Source organism: Psychrobacter okhotskensis (assembly GCF_965638355.1).
In the GTDB taxonomy this organism is placed as follows: Bacteria; Pseudomonadota; Gammaproteobacteria; order Pseudomonadales; family Moraxellaceae; genus Psychrobacter; species Psychrobacter okhotskensis.
Genome location: NZ_OZ281822.1, coordinates 2,309,811 through 2,330,112 on the forward strand (window position 1 = coordinate 2,309,811; position 20,302 = coordinate 2,330,112).

The 20,302-nt window shown below is 45.6% G+C and carries 11 protein-coding genes; 7 read left to right on the top strand and 4 right to left on the bottom strand.

The genetic code is table 11. The features are described from left to right. Nucleotides 1-81 precede the first annotated feature (81 nt). From ACSUPM_RS09600 to ACSUPM_RS09610, 3 genes are all read right to left on the bottom strand, one after another. Nucleotides 82-5,076 (bottom strand): translocation/assembly module TamB domain-containing protein, encoded by a 4,995-nt coding sequence (locus tag ACSUPM_RS09600; protein ID WP_101211703.1) that lies wholly within the window; start codon nt 5,074-5,076, stop codon nt 82-84. Nucleotides 5,077-5,137: 61 nt separating this feature from the next. Continuing rightward, nucleotides 5,138-8,827, bottom strand: a complete 3,690-nt coding sequence (locus ACSUPM_RS09605; protein ID WP_201576858.1) for an autotransporter assembly complex protein TamA — start codon at nt 8,825-8,827, stop codon at nt 5,138-5,140. 21 nt (nt 8,828-8,848) lie between these two features. Next, nucleotides 8,849-8,995: a hypothetical protein gene (locus tag ACSUPM_RS09610; RefSeq protein WP_156915673.1), complete on the bottom strand. Its 147-nt coding sequence runs from the start codon at nt 8,993-8,995 to the stop codon at nt 8,849-8,851. A gap of 294 nt (nt 8,996-9,289) precedes the next feature. Between ACSUPM_RS09610 and ACSUPM_RS09615 the strand changes: the two genes are divergently transcribed. From ACSUPM_RS09615 to ACSUPM_RS09645, 7 genes are all read left to right on the top strand, one after another. Continuing rightward, a complete protein-coding gene (locus ACSUPM_RS09615; RefSeq protein WP_025650508.1) occupies nt 9,290-10,630 on the top strand; it encodes an MFS transporter in 1,341 nt (446 codons plus the stop codon). A 202-nt stretch (nt 10,631-10,832) separates the two neighbouring features. Further along, the gene (gene coq7 / locus ACSUPM_RS09620; protein WP_201606986.1) at nt 10,833-11,471 is read left to right on the top strand and encodes a 2-polyprenyl-3-methyl-6-methoxy-1,4-benzoquinone monooxygenase; all 639 of its coding nucleotides are present in this window, start codon (nt 10,833-10,835) and stop codon (nt 11,469-11,471) included. A gap of 220 nt (nt 11,472-11,691) precedes the next feature. Further along, nucleotides 11,692-12,882: a tetratricopeptide repeat protein gene (locus tag ACSUPM_RS09625; RefSeq protein ID WP_436879889.1), complete on the top strand. Its 1,191-nt coding sequence runs from the start codon at nt 11,692-11,694 to the stop codon at nt 12,880-12,882. An 881-nt stretch (nt 12,883-13,763) separates the two neighbouring features. Continuing rightward, a complete protein-coding gene (locus ACSUPM_RS09630) occupies nt 13,764-16,241 on the top strand; it encodes an esterase/lipase family protein (protein ID WP_201615768.1) in 2,478 nt (825 codons plus the stop codon). A 420-nt stretch (nt 16,242-16,661) separates the two neighbouring features. Then, nucleotides 16,662-18,155: a cytochrome ubiquinol oxidase subunit I gene (locus tag ACSUPM_RS09635; RefSeq protein ID WP_025650512.1), complete on the top strand. Its 1,494-nt coding sequence runs from the start codon at nt 16,662-16,664 to the stop codon at nt 18,153-18,155. Next, nucleotides 18,155-19,171 (top strand): cytochrome d ubiquinol oxidase subunit II, encoded by a 1,017-nt coding sequence (gene cydB / locus ACSUPM_RS09640; protein WP_201606926.1) that lies wholly within the window; start codon nt 18,155-18,157, stop codon nt 19,169-19,171. Before ACSUPM_RS09635 ends, cydB begins: the two co-directional genes overlap by 1 nt. A 100-nt stretch (nt 19,172-19,271) precedes the next feature. Then, nucleotides 19,272-19,388, top strand: a complete 117-nt coding sequence (locus ACSUPM_RS09645) for a DUF2474 domain-containing protein (RefSeq protein WP_373299586.1) — start codon at nt 19,272-19,274, stop codon at nt 19,386-19,388. A 139-nt stretch (nt 19,389-19,527) separates the two neighbouring features. Here the strand turns inward: ACSUPM_RS09645 and murU are convergent, their stop codons facing one another. Then, the gene (gene murU / locus ACSUPM_RS09650; RefSeq protein WP_025650514.1) at nt 19,528-20,256 is read right to left on the bottom strand and encodes an N-acetylmuramate alpha-1-phosphate uridylyltransferase MurU; all 729 of its coding nucleotides are present in this window, start codon (nt 20,254-20,256) and stop codon (nt 19,528-19,530) included. Between the last annotated feature and the right edge of the window lie 46 nt (nt 20,257-20,302).

Below are 20,302 nucleotides of genomic sequence, written 5' to 3' on the forward strand. Positions count from 1 at the left end.
AATACAGTAAATACTATTTGGGCAATATTAGAGTTAATAAATCAACCATTAGCTGATAACAGTATTATCCAAAATTGCCTTCTAAAATTGCCAACTATAAACCACATCAACCGCGTTTTCTGCCGCCGACGTTGCCTCGACATAAATTCGACGGGTCAACTGGTAACGAACAGATAGGCTGTTCTGCGCATTAAAGACACCTACCCCGTAGCGAATGTATAAGTCAGGGGTCACGTAACCGGTGACATTGACGTTAGTGTCTTCACTCCCGCCAGAGGCATCGACAGTCAAGCTTTGTAGACCAAAGGCTTGACCAATCTGGTTGGTTAAGTTGCGTGTACCGCTCAGCCCGAAGCTCAGCCCAGCGGCCGCTAAGTTATTCGTCACTTGCGACTTAAAGCCCTGCTCACTGATTTGCGTGGCGCTCTTATTATCGATACGACCAGTGACCAACGCATTCATTGCTTGCTGTTGGGTCAGACCAGCATTATTAAAGACGATAATGTTTGGACTCTCAGTACTGCCTTTGACGCGCACGCCAACTGTTTTTCCGCTAATGACTTTGACAGCTTCAATACTCAGGTTAGGCTTCATCACATCCCCATTGAAGCGCACCTGCCCATAGTTAAGCTCTAGACTCTGACCGAAAGCATTGATATTGGTACGACGTGATACTTGCACCACCCCTGTGGCACGCATAATGCCCGTGCCGTTTTGAGTGATATTAATCGCACCTGCCAACGGAATAACCGCTCCAAAGCCACGGAAGTTAATGTCATCACCCAAATCAACACCGATATCAGCATTGATCGACCACGGTTTTGAGATAGCTAAGACTTCGTCGATATTACCAATGAGACGACGATCTAGGACGACCGCATCTTCTGTTTGCGTAATGATATCTTCACTAGCCTCTGGCGGACGAATGGTCGCTGATGGCACGCTGATGGCTCCTGTAATGTTGACGTAACGGTCGCCAGGACGCACGATAATATCGATATCAGGATTAATCTCAGCCAATAGCAAGGGTGGCTGGGTCAATACTAAGCGCTCACCAACGACACTCAATTTGGCTTGTAGTTTTTGCTGCCAGTTTACTGTTCCCGTTAGCGTGCCGCTACCCGTACCACTATTAAAGGTGCCGTCGATAGTTGCTTGCGTTCCACGAATCTTGGCATCGACATTAACTTTTCTTAAATTGACTGGCAAGTCAAGCATCGCGATACGACCGTTGGCCAATTTCACATCACCATAGAACTGTGGTTTTTCTAGCGTGCCACCAAGTCCGCCCGCCATAGTGATATTGCCTTCAAGCACACGCATACCGGGGAAGAAAGGTTTAAAAATCGCTAAATTAAGCTCATTGAGCACTAATGCGCCCGAAATGGGTTTGGGGTTTTTATAAGGATCGACGATGACTTCCGCGTAACCGCGCGCGCCGCGACCAGTATTGATATCTGTCCGTAATTTAAGACCTTCAGGTACTGACAAGGCAATCAGTGACACACGCTTGTATGACAAGCTTACAGGAGCGCTGTCACCATCTTGAAGCAAGCCGATTTTGCCATTATCAGAATATAAAGTGGTATTGATAGTCGGTGGACGACCACGTTGCCAGCCGACAATCGCCTTACCATTAATCTGCCCTTGCCAATCAATATCTTTGGGTAAAAACACTGAAAATAGCGAGGCGTCTAGCTTTTGCAATGCCAAATCGACCTGACCACCAGACGGTGAAGCGATTAGGTTTTCACGTAAACACAGCTTGCCGGTTTGATCGGCCGCCTGCCAGCAATGCGCGGCAAGTTGCACCTTAAGCTCGCGGTCACTGCCGTTTTGCTTATTAGGCAAATTGACAATCAACTGCGCTGGCTGCAACTGGTTCAAGGTGGCATATCTGGACTTAACACGACCTTTACCAATCACCCCAGACCAACTGAGTGTATTACGATTAAAACCACCTTTGAGTCTTGCTGCAATATCGAGCTGCTCGTTAGCGACATTGAGATCGACCACATGTGCCTGCTCAGTACCATTAAAAGACGCATTAACGCTTTTGAAGCTTTGCCCGCCAGCATCTAAGCCTTCAGCACTGATAATAAGCTGACTTGGGCTGTTTGCTAAATTCACGATTTTGCCGCGAATACGACCTTGACGCAAGATAAAGCCCGGCAGCGCAAGTCGCTCACCGACCAAATCAATATAGATAGTGGGTAACGCTTGTCCCGCAGGCTGCGATAAGGTCGCACCGCCAGTCACTTTGCCGGTCAGCTTACTAGAGAGCTGATCGAGACTGGTGATATTAATCTTGGCTTGTAATTGCTTGGCATTGCCATTGGCAGTGATGTAGTTATCGCCCCAGCGTAAGACGAGGTTATTGGCATTTAAACTCTCGATTAAGGCGTTCACTTGCTTATATTGCGCCTGTGCATCTTGCTTTTGTAAACGTTTAAAATAGCTCGCCAAGTCTTTTGGCAGTCGCATTTTTGCGGCTAAGCTGCCTTTGGCACTGAGCGGCTGACCTTTTAACATGCCAGTCAAGTTGATCTGCTTGATATTAATGGTTTGCTGAGCGTCACTCCAGCGACCATCAGTATCGATAGTACCGGTGATAGCGCTTGGCGTACTTTTGAGGAAGTAACCCAAATTAAAGCGATTCATTACCGCTTTGATATCCCAAGCGATACCTTGACGCACATCGACGGTGCCGCTGGCATCGATACTACCTGCAGCGCCGACATGACGGAAGCGTTTGATACGGATGAGCTGGGCATCGCCACTGGCATCGATAGTCAGTTTGCCTGCTGGTAATTGCTCGGCATCTAATACACCGTCAAAATTTACTGCAAATCTATTTAGCTTACCCTTGGCATTCGCTTTGTTTTTTGGTGCTGTTTGCCACTCGCCACTGGTTTTTAAATCACCAGTAATAATGGCCGGATTGTTGGGTAAAAAATAACCCAAGTTGAAGTCATCAAAGCGACCATCCACTGTCCAACCAATATTTTTTCGCAAATCGATGACACCCTTCGCATTCACTGCGCCAGCCTCACCCTTATAATTGAGCTTACGAATACTGATCAGCCTTGGCGTGCCAGCCGCATTGATAGACAGACGACCCTTTGGCACATCCGCCGTATCGACCTGACCATCAAAACGCGCATCGAACATAGAAAGCTCGCCGCCAACGATGTCAACTTTGGCATCACCGCCACCAGTGATGCCGATAGCACGGCCGTCTTGCGTGGCATCAAGCTGCGCCTGCAAATCGGTATTGTTTAAATTAATAATATGACGCTGACCTTTAACCCCGCTTTTGCTGATATTCACTAAGCGGCCACTGGCACTAATACTGCCCGTTAGACGCTCAAGCGGTAGATCACTACGATACTTTTTGGGTAATAAACCATTAGTACGGGCATCAATTTGCCACGTTAATGGGCGCTTCTTGGTCGCCAGTTGAATCTGCCCAGTACCTGATAAATCACCGACGATACCATTATATTTGAGACGATTGATGTCAATGACATTGCCAGCTTTGCGGACGCGCACATCATAGTTGCCTTTGGGAGCAGCATTAAGCTCATTGATGACTGCATTGGCATCGACAGAGAGGGTCGAACCGCGCACGATGACATCAGCTTGACCACTAGGACTATCGATATTACCGATATTCGGGACATTACGACGGATCAGATTTTGCCAAGTGGCATCGATATACCAAGGCGCTACCTGTTTAACCTTCGCAGAGGTTTTACCACGTGCAATATTGGCATTAACATGTTCGCCATCACGCTGACGTAGATCCGCGTCAATCTCTAAGTTACCTGCACTGTTTTTTTGTTGATAATGTAGCGACAATCGACCGTTGAGTTTTTGCGGAGCGTAGGCTTTAAAATCAGCATAGTCGTCAGGAATCGCGCGGCGAATGTCAAAATTGCTACCAGTCGCGCGTACCTTTGCATCGAAGCTATTTTTCCAGTCTAAAATACCTTGTAATATTAGGTTTCCAGCTGGAACCTGAGCATCCAAACGATCAATGCGCAGTTGACTATTGGCAATCACTGCCCGCCCTTGATAATGCCCTGAAGGAATATCTTTGGCAGTCAGCTCAGTATTGATACGCAAACGTATCTCAGAGATGACCCCTGAGGCAGTGGCTGTGCCGCTTTTTAGGCGAATGGCTTGGCTTTCGGCATAAGGAATCAGAATGTCGTCCCATTGCAGTTTTGCCTGAAACGGTGAATCCTTATCGAGTCCTTGCACCACAAAATCACCGCTGACATCGTTATCATTGTAGCGGCTACGCACCTTACCAACGGTACGTTTTAAGCTGCCGGTAGCGGTAATATTAAGGGGATCAATGTAGGCTTTTTCTAAGGCACTGACCTCAGCAATAGCACTTAAGTCCAACGGATAGTCACCTTGCAAATCAATCTCACCTTGCAAAGCACTAACCTTGACGATATCTGCATACTGTAAATTGCCGCGACCTACCGTGACCATGCTGCCAACCCACGTCAAATCACGAGCGCTGATATCATGAATGACAATAGGATCTTTGGTCACTTGTTTATAGACAATCGTTTTTATTTTGGCTTGATCAAAACGCAGATTCACCGGTAGCTTGAGCGTTTTATAATCAAATGGCTCACCTGTTGGCGGTTTTTTATTGATAATCTCAATACGCTGAATGTCGGCATCGCGCAGATGGACTTCTTTAGCAAATACCGCACGCCAGCCTATTTTGACATAAGCTTGGTCTACCAAGATCTCAAGGTCTTCGGTCGCCTCGATATCGATATCTGTGACCAACAGACCATCACGCAAATTACCGCGCCCATATTTAAACTTAATACCCGTCTCAGCGCTAATCTTTTCTAATAAGAACTTGGTGCCTGATTCAGTACCAGCCGCATAAAAAAAGATGGCGAACATAATCGCCAGTACGATGAGCATGAGTACCAGTAGCTTGAGCAAAAAAGACAGCGGATACCAACGCCTTACAGCACGGGCATCACGTTGCGCCGGATCTTCATCCGGTGAATTATTAGGCGGGGTATTTTTGGTCAACATCACACTCAACTACGTTAAAAAAATGATTGCCAACAATCGCTAAAAACGATTGACGAGGCTCTTATAAAGGCGATCCGATAAAGAAACTCAACCTGACAGGAACACTTTCTTCTGTGACACCAGCGGCAACATCGACCCGCACCACACCAACAGGTGATGCCCAGCGAATACCAACACCAACGCCGACCTTTGTATCAGTCTCGAAGTTTTTGTCATAGGCATTACCCACGTCGGTAAAGACGGCGGCGCGGAAGCCAGGTTTAAACTCATAGTTATATTCCGCACTACCGACGGCGAGCACTTGCCCACCAGTCAGATAGCCGTTGTCGATAGGCGATAAGCTCTCATAATCATAGCCACGAATACTTTGATCACCGCCTGCAAAGAAGCGTAATTTATAAGGCACTTCATAGAAATCATCGGCCCAAATATAACCTGCATTGAGACTGCCAAGTACTTGATGCTTTTTGTCATCACCGAAACTATAAATACCGCTGACACCCGCCCGTACAATCGCCAAATCTGTATCGCTCAACGCCTTTTCAGCGCCTGCTTCCACAGAGTAGTACTGACGGATACCACGAGTCGGATTGGTCGCACTATCCACGTCGGTTTTATTGATACCATAGCCCAATAACAACGCTTGCTGCTTTGGTCTAGAAGAGGTAAAGCGTATCGGCAGATCTTCTAACTTCGTCTCATCAACCCCTGTCTCTAGCTCGTCTAAGCGATAACGTACAGAGTAGCTACGATTCCAGCCACTGTCACGGCGAATATTACGTGCCAATGAAGCTTTTAGCGTTCGGGTAGACAAATCAAAGTTACCTTTGCCTTGATCGATGACCTCCTCTTCATAGGTGAGGCGCGCATCTAGCTTATCATTAAGCGGATGCTTCCACGGTCGGCTGCCATAGACCGAGACATTCTTACTAATTCTAGAAACCTCAGTTTCTGCGCCAGCTTGATAGCCTTGACGATTGAGCAGATTGTAATCTATCTTAGCCGTCGCACGTACACCGGTATCGGTACCATAACCAATACCTACTTGGGCGTCGCGTGGCTTACTGGAAGAGACAAAGACATATAGTGGGACTTTTTTACTCTCTTGCACTTGTTGCGGCGTTTTACGTCCTGCTAGCGTCGGTGGTACAAAGTTTTCATCCGCAAGAATACTCTTTTCGTCTGGGAAGATTTTTTGTGCCACGTTGCTGATAGAGTCACTGATTTTACCTAAAATCGTGTCGGTCTCTTGGTCTTTTTCATCTAACACCCGATCATCTGGTAAGCGGCTTAAGCGATTGGCTTTTTGTTTGATGGCTTGGAGTTTATCCAGTGTTTGCTCATCTGCTTCAAATTCGATGGCAGCGATATCTGCGGGATTAACTTTCTCCCCACTATTGCCACTATTAGCATCGCCATCACTACTATTTGCTGCATCACTGTTTTGCGCAGTGTCATTTTGAACAGTACCATTTTGAACAGTGCCATTCGTATTACTGCTACTTTCTGCCCCATTATTTGCTGCGGCTACATCATCAATAATTTCTGAAGCATTGACCTCACTGTCAACATCGTCGTTGCCAGTATTACCAGCCGCATTGCCAGGCGCATTATCGAACGCTAAGGTACTGCTTTCACTGCTGTCATTGGGTGGCAAAATAGACTCGACATTGACAGTATTAAAATAACGTGTCGCTGATAAGTCGTTACTAAACTTAGTAACATCAGGGCGATAGAACGGCTCGCCGGGTTTGAAGTCAAACAACTGCTGCAACAATGACAATTCGACAGGTAGCTTATCAGGGTCGCGGGTCAGCGTATTGGTCGCTGCATCATAAGTAAAGAACACCACTTCGTCGTACTCGTAGCGGTCACCAGTATTATAAACCAGCGATACATCGGCGGTATTGTCTGGCAAAATGATATCGACTGATTTGTTCAGCCAATACTGGTCAAAATAACCATAAGTGTTGCTGAGTGACTCTAGCGCCGCTTTACTGTTTTTGTAAACGCGATGATTGAATACATCGCCTTCTTGCGGTGGTAGCTCTTTTTCCAACGCTTGGTATTCTTCTTGCTCGCGACCTTCACCGCGAATTTCGATAATACGACTGTCGACAATGACCGGCTCACCTAGATCTTCAATGACAACCTCAATGACGTCACTATAAGGCTGACGTAAGCGCATGGTCACATCATAATAACCAACAGCTTGCGCGGCATCTTGTGCAGTTTGGCGCAGACGCGGTAAGGCTGCGGTAAAGTCAACGACAGATTGGACAGTGGTGTCATCAAGCGCAGCTTTGATGTTTTTAATCGGTTGCGTGTCTTCGTCTGCTTCGATGAGTTTTTGCGGCGTATTAGTCGCATCGTCAGCGGCAACTTGCTGCAAGTAAACCGTCGTCTCGACGTGCGGTAACGCTTGAGCACCGTCATTAAAAAATCGATTGTAGAGTCGCTTAACGATATTGGTTTTGTTACGAGCCATGGTTTTTGGCTTTTTGGCTTGCTCGATACTTTGATTGACGGCTTGGGTTTCGGACTGATAATCAGGCAAATAATCTTCTGGATTGATAATATCTGACTGCGTGCCCTCTCCTCCTGTCACATTGCCTGCACTTACTGACCTCTCATCATCGATCATACTATCATCGTCGTTATCAGCGCTTCCACTACTGACAGCATCGCTGACATTGATGGGCCGTGCCATGATTTCAGCAGTCTCAGCCTGTTCAGCCGCTGTCTCGCTTTTGCCCAGCGTATCGAGATTGCTCGGTGCTGGCAAATTGGTCGCATCAAGACTCACGTCTAAGCCAATAGGCGGGGTGGTATCATTTAAAGTCGCGATAGGCGCATCAAAGTCGCGGTCGTTATTACTGATGCCATTCATGTTACTGACATTGGTGTTGTTAACGTCGTTACCATTATTAATGCTGTCAATGTCTTGCGCATTCTGTCTATCCAGCGCTGCCAGCTCGCGATCAATCTCATCAGGCGTCATCATCTGATAGCCCTGCTGTTGCACTGTCGCCGCTTGCTGCTCCAAATCTTTATTTGCCACATTCGCCTGCGCGTCACTCAACTCGCCTACATCATAAAGGTCGTTATCCAAATCACTGGCATCATCGACATTATCATCATCTTGCTGAGCGTTGGCATTGGCATTGGCATTGGCATTACCATTTACTCTTTGAGATGGCGAATTTTGTAGGTCTTTTTCTTTAGTACCAGACTGCTTAATACCTAGGTTTTGTTCGCTATAGTCATCCAATACTGACTTATCGATGATGCCTTGTTCCACTGCTTTCTTTAGGCGCAAGGCATCTAAGGCGATATCAAGCTGTGTATCCTCAGTAGAGGAGAACTGAGGGTCTGTGCGAGGGGGTTTAGGGGTTGGCGGTTGCGGTGGCGTTACAGTATTGAAAAATGGTTGGTTGGCTGTATTTTGCGTATCACGGTTCTGACTATTAAGGTTCTGACTATCAATAATTTGACTGTTCGTATTGGCATTGGTCGTGGTGTCAGCCAATGCTGCAGGCGCGATACCAAAACCCACCAAACTGCTCGCCAAGGCACTAAAAAGCGCTGAGCGCGTAAAATGAATACACGGCGCAGTCTGCTGTAAATCGTCCATCACGGCACATTTAACAGTATTGGTAGCAGCGCTGGCACGATTACCAGCATGAGTGTTTGAGGCTTTGTGCTGCGTAACCGACAAGTGGCGCGCTAGAGTTGAAGGCTGATGTTCCATGTATACTTATTTCCTATCACCTCACGCGGCACAAGGGAATGACGATAGCAGTCGCCAAGTCTTACCGGTGAATAAACGTAGAGCAGTTAACTGAGATTTTCTATGGCGACCGTACTTTTTTAGTGCTGGTTTTAGCGCTGAGCCTATCTCATCTGAACTTACTGACATAAGATAGGTAACTTTGAGTGATACCGAGGCTTTAATCTCGCTCAAATTTTCAAAAAGTAACTTTTCAAAAGACAACCATGTAAAATTTACAAACCATAACTTAGTTAATTATGAAATCATAGCTTCGGACGCATGTATTTTTGCCAAAGCCTTGCTATTATACGGCTTAATATTGATAAAACCTATGCTATATTTCGATAAGTTTTTGATACTGTTGATAATTAATGGCACCCGAATGCTGTGCTCAGCCCTTACCTCTCATCTATCAGCCGCGATCCATCTGTAGGAATTTTCATGGCCAATCAGTTTCAGTTATTTAAGCGCCGCCGTTTTAGCGCCATGTTTTTTACCCAGTTTTTGGGGGCGTTTAATGACAATATTTTTAAACAAGCACTCATATTAGTACTGACTTATACCGCTGCCAGTCAGTTGGGTATGGAAGTTAGTATCTTAAATAACTTAGCGGCAATGCTATTTATATTGCCCTACTTCCTATTTTCGGCACTGGCGGGACAAATTGCCGATAAGTTTGAAAAATCAAAGCTCACGCGCTTTATTAAGGTGCTTGAGCTGGTGATTATGGCGATTGCCGCCGTCGGCTTTGTTTTTGAATGGTACGGCTTGTTGTTTGTGGCATTGTTTTTGATGGGCACGCATTCGACCTTTTTTGGACCGATTAAATACGCTTACTTACCGCAAGCGATGAAGGAAGATGAGCTCGTCGGTGCCAACGGTCTGTTTCAGATGGGCACGTCGCTAGCCATCCTCCTTGGTATGATTATCGCTGGTGTCTTGACCCAGCTATCACAGTCGTTGTATTGGATTAGCGCCACTGTATTGGCGGTCGCTGTTTTAGGTTATCTGGCGGCTCGTTACATCCCTACCATGCCAGCCATGCAGCCGACGCTCAAAATTAATTGGAATATTTTTACCACCAGTTGGTCGACGGTACGCTATTTGTACTCGCTGCCGTTTTTATTCTTCGTCATTCTTGGCAACAGCTGGTTTTGGTTTTATGGTGCGACGTTTTTGACACAAACACCAGAATTCAGCAAGGTCATTTTGCATGGCGATGAGTCGGTGGTTATTTTCCTATTAACGCTATTTTCTGTTGGCGTGTCGATTGGGTCTTTGTTATGTAAAACCTTGACCAAAAACCAAGTCAGTTTACGCTTACTGCCCTTTGGTATTGCTGGTTTAAGTATTTTTGCTATTGATTTGTATTTTTCCTTGTCAGGTCTCAACATAGACGTTAATACTGAAACATTATTAGGCATTAGTGATTTGTTTGGTATGAGCGGCAGTTGGCGCGTATTTGCCGACTTGTTCTTTTTAGGCTTTAGTGGCGGTTTATATATCGTGCCTTTATATGCGTCTATGCAGGCTTATGCACCCAAAAGTCATCGCGCGCGTATCGTCGGTGCCAACAATATTTTTAATGCCATATTTATGGTCAGCTCAGCGATTTTTGCGATTGTGGTGCTCAACACCTTAGGATTGACGCTACCGCAATTATTTTTGGTTACGGGTGTGCTAAACATTGCTTTTGGCGCGTTTTTATATATTAAGCTTAATAAACACGTGCAGCATGCGGTCATACATACTAATGATGACGAGCTTAGCCGACAAGACTAAATGCCTAGAAGATCTAGCGATTATGAGTAGCGTTGGTGTTCACTAAATCATGCAGCCGATAATAGTGGTGCCGATAATTTATATTGTTTGCTATAGTAATGTGCATGAACAGAATATTGCTGCTTTAAAAAGCAAATATCAGCAATATCTTAATAAGAAGTTTTTTGATAACAATTAAAGCCATCAGGAGTGAATCATGGCCCTGCGTCCTTTATCCAAAATTGACCAGCTATTACTTGGGGTTGACAAGGCACTGCGAGCGGTTGTTCCGCATTCTAATCCCAGTACTCGCCCGTTGCCCGTCAGTAATGACGAGATTCCTGAGCTGACCATTACCGAAGCGCGTCACGTGGCAGGATTGATGCGCATCAATCATACTGGTGAAGTATGTGCGCAAGGCCTGTATCATGGTCAAGCCTTTACTGCTAAAGACACTGGCGTCAAACAAGCCATGCAGCATTCAGCCGAAGAAGAAGTCGATCATCTGGTGTGGTGCGAAACACGGTTAAAGGAATTGGGCAGTCATGCTAGCCTATTCACCCCATTGTGGTATGGCATGTCTTTCGGTCTTGGCGCGGTCGCAGGGGCTATCTCTAACGAGTTTAGTTTGGGATTTGTCGCTGAAACCGAAGCACAAGTCAGCGAGCATCTGCAAGATCACATTGGACAATTACCCGTGCATGATCAACGCTCAAGAGAAATACTGGCACAAATGGATACTGAAGAATGTCACCATCGCGAGCTGGCGCTAGCAAGTGGCGGCGCAGCTCTTTCACCACCGGTGCGTCAGACCATGCGCTGGATGGCCAATCGGATGAAAGCCACGGCTTATCATCTATAAATGAATAGCGAGTAGCGCCTCTCATCGGGTTTATTGAATCAGGTAATTTAACAATCCTACTACTGATAGCATTGAGCTTAATTTGCTAGGGTATTAAAAATTTGTTCGATTTTGCTTCAATAATATAAAAAATTTCTAAGCATACAAAATAGCGTCGATAATACAAAACAACTATCAATCGATTGTAAATAACGACTTAATAAACAAGGTAACGACTTTTATGAAAGCCATCAACCAATCCAGCTTGTCTAGCAATGCTACCAAAGCGCCTACATTTGCGACCCTAACCGCATTAGCCGCTGCCTGTGCACTGATGTTGTCTGCCCCTGTCAACGCTGCCGAAGCGGATAGCAGCGCTAACGCTAGCACAACTGCTACGAACCCTGCTGTCCCTAGTGCCATGGATTCAAGCAGACGTGTCATTCGTCTCGCTAAACCAAACGCTACTGCGGCTACTAGCACGGCTCAAACTGATGTACCATCAAATATGGCGTCCGGAAATAGCACTCAGTCAAGCAACGTCCTACCAACGAACCCTGCGTCGGTCAATGCTCAGCAAAACCGAGCTCCGCAGAACAACAGTGCTCAACAAAGTCAGGCGCCTTTAAGTAATGCACAGCCCTCAGCAGCAGTACCGCAAGCACCAACAGCAGCGACCCCTGAGCTAACAGGTACTACTCGAGTATATGAGCGTGGTCCAATGACTGCTACTGGCATTGATCTTCGTGGTGGTCAGTTGCCCAATATCCCAACACCGCAAGTACAACTTTCAAGCGTTAGCTTTGTACCGACGGTCTTAGTTCCACAGCAGCAAGGCTTGGGTACTGATAAGCTCGACGTTAGCTTGCTAGATGACTTTATCGAAGATGTCTCTCCTAACGCCCGTCACTATCCACCGAACTTCCCTAACCGCTCACAACGTCACTATACTCGTGAAAAAATCAAAGTATTGACTGAATGGATTGAGCCTTATGCCCAATCGCCAAACGCCTCTTATGACGTGCTGATTCGAGCGGCTAAGCTCAATGGTATGGGTCGTAACTTAGATTTAGGTTCAGACTATACGGTACGTGGCGGCAAATATGTCGACCGTGCTATCAAAATCAAACCTGACAGTGGTGAAGCCAACTTCTTATACGGCATGATGCTGTCAGAAGGTGGCGGCTTTAAAGAAGGTCAAAAATATCTAGACCGAGCCGTCTCATTGGGCTATACCGAAGCAGAACAAAGCTTGGCGCAGTCAGATTTATTGAGCGATCGCCGCGACAACGCTCTAGAACGTTTGCGTCGTCTTGAGCAACAAGTGCCTAATAATACCGTTATTCGTCAACAAATTAAGCTCGTTGAAGATGGTAAGTTTTATATTTGGGATATCCCAGCACCTGACATCGATGTAAAACCAGGGGCATAAACTCAGTTGTAAACATTATTCATTAGTAATAGTGACTTATAGTGTTATTATTGACTTATTAAAAAATGATTTGAGAGTAAAGCATATAGTGCCTTCTTTTTATATTGGTTTAGTATCAATAGGAAAAGAAGGCTTTTTTTGCAGATGATTTCTCGTTCAGCCAGTCTTATTTAATTAACTTCGCCAAAGTCGTTGCCAATTATTGTCGCTCCCTATCAATCACTGCCATTCACTATCAATATCCCCTTAGCCCCAAATCTGTTCGATAATCTAGGGCGTGTCCTCATTTTAGGTTAAAAGTTTGATACCCCATTACGCTTATTTTATCTTGTCCATTAGCGACGGCATTTGACTGTGAAGTTTCAAATATAATAGGGCGTGTTGAACATTCGATCATGGCACTGACAGAGACTGTTTTTTAGGCGATTCAAAGATAAAAATAGTAAGTTTAGTCATTCTAAGCGCCTCTTTTTATCAAAGAATCAGCAAAAAATAGTCCTGTCCTTTTAGGCTGATGCTGAAATTGCCCCATACTGTGTTGCAAGTCTAGCTAAGATATCAACATAATCTTCGACTTGCGCCGTGTCTGGAACAATTTTAGCGATCAGCAGTGTCCATTTATGAATGTTCAACACGCCCTAGTGAAATCCAAAAAGTTACGCTACACTCATCCTGTTATACTGACTACTTATAGTCAATATATTCTAAAAGCACGACGGTATTGCTGATATCAATTTTTTATAGGCTCTGTCTGGTGGCCTCTGTCTGCGTAGGCACAGCAAGCAAGAAAAATGGATATCAACAGTGCATAATGGTTCGATATTATGTTTCACTCACTATATCTATCTTATAGGCTTGACTATTATTTACTGGAATCCCCTATGACTTTCGCTCGCTCTGTCAGCAATCCGGCCACACACGCTATTAAAAAAACAAAGCCTGTCATTCTATTAGGGCTAATAACAGCCGTGGCGCTACTACCTGCCTGTAGTACAGTTTCTGTGACACAACAAGCCTCAGCAAAGACCATTTCTGCACAGCGTGGCAATATCGTCACAGACGATGAGCTCAGTAGCGACACAGCATCGGCTTTATTGTCAGCAGGACTTAATGAGCAGGCCTGTTTTCAGCAGTTTGACTTGTGCTTGACGCAGCTTACTGACAGTATGCTTAATGAACATTATCGTCCAGCGCTGTCCGTTTTTGCCGAGTTACATTACGCCAAAGCTCGCCAGCTTGCCGAGTCTAAAGAGTGTCAGAATACGCTCGCCCGTCCGCCGCTTGATCCTTATTATGCCAATGCACCTCTGAGCGATGATGAGGCTAAAGAGCAGCAGAAAAATACAGATGCCTGCTTGATTAGTTATCAAGGTCGACTATTCGATGCCATTAAGTTCAGCTATACCTATCTGTTTTATGACAGTTTAGCGCATGATTTTGAAGGGGCAGATAAAGCAAAAAGCCAAGCTCAGGCCAAAAACCGCATTCCAACTGACATCGATATCCAAACCCAAGACATTTATAACTCAGCCAGCAATGACGTCATTACCCAGCTATATCAGTCGGTAGATGGCGCAAATAAACTCATGGGCAATACCAAAGTAGAGTATCTACCGATGAGCACCACTGTGCCCGATACTGGCAGCCAAGGTGCTATTGCAAACCATGCACCTTTAAAGGGTAAGCCTACTGACCAAGTCAAGGTCATGAAGGTACAAGTAGACCGCTATGATCTCAATATTTTTCTGCCTAACGAAAGTAACTACCTTCAAAATGCGCAAAAGCAAACCTCAGCGCTCGCCGATTTGGTGTCCACTTATGATCTACGTCTCTCGGGTCTTAACTCAATCAGTAAGCGCCCAGGACTGGGGATTAGCTTAGTCGCGTCACTGAATGATCGCTATACCACCACTGTGCGTCAGCTCTTGGTTTCATCGCTGTCGGGACGACTGAATAAAGACACGGTCGATGGCAAAAAGGATGATAGTGCGCCCAGCTCACGCATTTACCCCACGGGTCATTTATTGATGACGGGCCTAATTAAGCCCGCTGGCGATAGCATACTGGATACGCTCAGCAGTCATCAGCTCGATATCCACTTATACAACCCTCATCGTAGCGAGAGCGCCACTATCTTGGGTGATAACTATCCACTGGCGGCGAACTTCTCTGCCGGTTATGGACTATGGCTGGCAGAAAACCAGCTCGATGGCGTTGGTTACTTAAATCTAATCACCCGCCAGAAAGAAGCCAGCTTACCCAAACTGTTTATGCTAGAGCCTTACGATCCTGATAAACGGGTCATCATTATGGTGCATGGCTTGGCGTCTAGCCCCGCCACGTGGGTAAATTTGACCAACGATATTTTTAATGATGATAAGTTGCGCGATAATTATCAAGTGTGGCAGGTTTTTTATCCGACCAATTTACCTATTTTAGAGAACCGCTATCAAATTCAGGAGCTGATCAAGAGCACTTATCAGCAGACCGATCCTCAAGGAGGCAACCGTGCTAGCAAAAACAGCGTCATTATCAGTCACAGTATGGGCGGTATCATCTCTCGCATGATGCTGTCTGATGATAATTTGGCCAATAACTTAGACGCTTTAGAGGATAAAGACTTGCTCGAAAACAGCAGTAAACGCCAAGTCGATGAGATGCTAAAACAAGCCTTTGCTAATGATGAGCTGCGCAACCGTTTTGAGCTACATAGGCTGCCACAGGTCGACACTGCTATCTTTTTATCCTCGCCCTTTCAAGGTACCGACTACGCTGATCGCTGGTTTACTCGAGCACTACGCCGCATCGTTTATTTACCGGTTGGCTTGGTAAAGACCGTCACTGATAACTTGGCTACTCTCGCCATTCAAGGGGATTTGGCACAAAATCCTTTAGGTGCACTGTACCTACAGAACGGTGCCAGTCAGTTAAGCGATAAATCGTCTTTTATTCAGCTGACCAAAGATATCAAGATCAATGACGACATTACTTATCATTCGATCATCGCTAACAATGATGCCGACATCACTAGAGGCTTGGCGCAAATGCAGCCCGGCGGTGCAAGAATTGACTTATCTCAAGAGATATTAGAAGACAACAGCGAGAGTGCGCGCACAAATGATGGCCCCAAACCTGCATCTGAGTCAACCAATAAGCCCCTCGTCGCTGCGGTGACTGTCGATGAAGATATTAGCCAAGCACTGACCGAGCGCTTATCAGATGGTATCGTTCCTTACACCAGCGCCCATCTCGAAGGCGCCACCTCAGAAACCATCATCACAGGTGGTCATAGTATTCAAGAAAATCCGCAGACCGTGTTGACCCTGCGACGGATTTTGCATCAACAATTGCAGCAATGAGGCTCGTCTAATTGACAAGATACTGACTAGGGCGTGTCCTCATTTTAAAAATGGTATTGATAATAAATACTAAACACCCTCTAGGCTTTTGGGCTATGTTCATTAATCGACAGGGTATCTCTTCAAGGGAGTTTTGGTGACTGGTAGGTGTGCGACCAGTCCCGTAGGTGACTTGCGTGTGCACTTAGGGTGGCGCATACTACATTCATTGTAAATGACAGTAATATATTAATTTATAGGGATATAAATTACTTCATTCAGCTAGACAGTCTTAGCTCAGCCGCATTTGATAAATTGATAGTGGTTGCTAACTAATACTGAGCCATTGCCCGTAACACTTGTCATCCTGATTTACGGACAGTTACTTGAGCGTGTCATGGAAGCCAGCGCTATTCAGCTAACAGATAAAGGTAACCGTTTATGTTCGCTACATTTATGATTGACCAGCTTGATGCGCTGATGCTCGCGCGAATTCAATTCGCTTTTGTTATCTCATGGCATATTGTCTTTCCAGCTTTTTCCATCGGTCTTGCCAGCTTTCTAACGGTCTTAGAGTTCCGCTGGCTCAAAACTGGTGAGCCCATTTATGCCGAAGTTTATAAGCACTGGGTAAAAATATTTGCCGTGGTATTTGGGATGGGTGTGGTATCGGGCGTGGTAATGTCTTACCAATTCGGTACTAACTGGGCCGTATTTTCTGATAAAGCCGGTAACGTCATAGGCCCACTACTTGCCTACGAAGTATTGACCGCCTTTTTCTTAGAAGCGTCGTTCTTAGGCATTATGCTGTTTGGTTGGGGTCGCGTCAGTAAACGCATGCACCTTGCTTCAACAGCGATTGTCGCTATTGGTACGCTAATATCTGGTTTTTGGATTTTGGCTGCCAACAGCTTTATGCAGACGCCGCAGGGCTTTATGGTCGGTGCTGATGGTTTGCTCTATCCAACCAATTGGCTTGAAATTATCTTTAACCCCTCATTCCCTTACCGTTACGCGCATATGATGACTGCGGCATTTTTGACCACAGCTTTCGTTATCGGTGGTATCGGTGCGTATTATCTGCAATCCAAAAAGCATGTTGAACATCGCAAACATGGTCGTGTCATGCTCGGCATGGCGATGGTCATGGCCATCTTTGTTGCGCCAGCACAAATATTTATTGGCGATATGCATGGTCTAAATACTCTAGAACATCAACCTGCTAAAGTCGCAGCGATGGAAGGTCTGTGGGAAAATGAGCGCGGTGCACCGCTTGTCTTATTCGGTATTCCAGATCAAAAAGCAGAAAAAAACCATTATGAAATTAAAATCCCTTATGTCTCGGGCTTAATTTTAACGCATTCATTAGACGGCGAAGTTAAAGGCCTTAAAAACTGGGCGCCAGAAGATCGGCCCTACGTTCCTATCGTCTTTTGGTCATTCCGCGTTATGGTGGCTATCGGTACATTAATGCTGCTTGTTGGTCTATTTAGCCTTTATAAATACTTTAAAAAACAACAATTCGATCCTGAAAGCAAATGGTTCCACCGTGCGTGGATGATGATGACGCCGCTTGGTTTTATCGCGATACTCGCCGGTTGGTTTGTGACCGAAACTGGTCGTCAGCCATGGACAGTATATGGGGTGATTCGTACTGCTGAGAGCATGTCACCGGTTGCAGCACAGCAAGTCGCAACGACACTTATAGGATTTATTGTGCTGTACGTCTTTGTATTTGGTGCAGGCAGTTTTTATATCTTACGCCTGATTGCTAAAGGTCCACAACCTTATGAAGATCCAGCAGATGACAACTTCTATGAGCATTCTATCACTGAAGGTCAAGGTCGCACGTTAAGTGGTGATAGTAACGTCAGTGAGAAAGTAGAAGATTTGGATAAACCTGCCGATGACGTCGATGATGGAGGGTTACGCTAATGTTTAACTACGGTGATGTATTAGATTTACCTTTAATTTGGGGCGGATTAATTGCCCTATCCGTCTTCATCTATGTCCTGTTGGATGGTTTTGACTTAGGCTGTGGTATTTTGTTCCCCTTTGCCGGCTCAGACAAAAACCGTAGCCGTATGATGAACTCTATTGCTCCCTTTTGGGATGGTAATGAGACTTGGTTGGTATTGGGTGGTGGTGGTTTGTTCGCTGCTTTCCCAGTGGCTTATGGCATCATCATGACCGGTTTATACCTGCCTGTGACTGCCATGCTATTTGGTCTTATTATGCGCGGAGTGGCGTTTGAGTTCCGTTTCAAAGCCTCTTCACGTCGTCATGTATGGGATACGTTCTTTTTCGTCGGCTCAGTAGTGGCGACATTCTCGCAGGGTATTATGCTTGGGGCGTTGGTGCAAGGCTTAGAGGCGAGCAATCGTCTGTATACTGGTGGTCCATTTGACTGGTTCACCCCCTTCTCTATCGTCTGCGGCTTTGCCCTGATAGTCGGTTATGCCTTGCTTGGCTCTACGTGGTTAATCATTAAAACCGAACACAAGCTGCAAGTATGGGCACGTAAAGTGTCTGGTTGGATATTATCGGCATTGGTATTGGCGATGATTGTCGTTACCGTGTTTATGTATTTTTCAGATATCGAAGCCCTCGAGGGTTGGTTTAGTTTGCCGGGTGCATTATATCTAGCGCCAATGCCAGTTATCGTGCTGCTGCTATTCTTTCTCATGCGTAAGGATTTACGGACTGAGCGTGAATATCGCCCCTTCTTAATGACCGTTGCGCTGTTCTTGATGGGTTATATTGGCGTCTGTACAGCGTTGTTCCCTTATATAGTACCGTACCAAATGACTATCTATGAAGCGGCCGCTGCTGATACATCGCTGTCCTTTATGCTCATTGGTGCGGGTATTATGTTGCCGATTATCTTGAGTTATACCGCTTTTGCCTATTACACATTTAAGGGTAAAACGGATCACGAACATATGTATTAACGGCTATATGTTAAGGAGAATCAGCCTTCGCTACTATTACTATTCTTGGTAGCGAACGCTTAAGATCATTAGCGCCTTAATACGTCACTGGGAGACGATTATGAAAAAACTCAGCAAAAAACAATCACAATGGGCATGGTTCATTGGTCTATATATAGCAGGATTTGCCGTTATTTTTACCATTGCCCAATTAATAAAGTTGGCAATGGGCGTGTAAAACCTGCCCTATTTCGCTAAACAAAAGCGCCGCATTGATTGTAAATCAATGCGGCGCTTTTTATGATCTTCGTTAAAGTAAGATTGATTGAAGTAAGATCTATTAAAGAATTATTAATTAATATTAATACCCCCTAAAGTTATGCACCGCGGTGGTTAGCCACGCCATGACTGTCAATAAATTCGTTGACCTGCGTTAAGCGCTCAGGTGTACCCACGTCTATCCAATTATCACGAATAACTTCCGCCGTAATCTGGAACTTAAGCATCGCTTGCTTAAGCAGAGGCGCTAGCGCAGCGGGTTGCCCGCTTACCAGCCCATCGACCAATCGTGGCGACATTACACTAATACCAGCAAAGGTATATTTGTCTGCATCACCAATTGGCTGCTCACTAGCCAGACCATTATTGAGCGCAAAATCACCACCGTTATTATGCTCTGGATTGTCAATCAACAATAGATGCGCCCGTTGATCAGCACCCAGCTCATAATCCTGCAACTGAGCAAAATTATACGTCGTCCAGACATCGGAGTTGACTAAGATAAATGGCTCGTCTTGTAACTTACCTGTTTGTAACGCTTGAAAAATTCCACCAGCGGTCTCTAAAGGTTCGTCATCTTCTCGTGACCAGTGCAACTTGACCCCGTAATCGCTACCATCACCCAAGGTATCCATAAGCTTGTCAGCAAGCCACGAGGCATTAATCGTAATATCGGTAATCCCCGCTGCTTGCAGTGCCTTAATATGCCAGACAATCAGCGGCTGACCGCCTACCTCGACTAATGGTTTGGGCGTCTCAAGTGTCAACGGACGCAAGCGCGTTCCCTTGCCAGCAGCTAAAATCATTGCTTGCGTAATGGTAGACATGCACGCTCCTTATTCAATTTATAATGATAGTGATAGTGATAGTGAT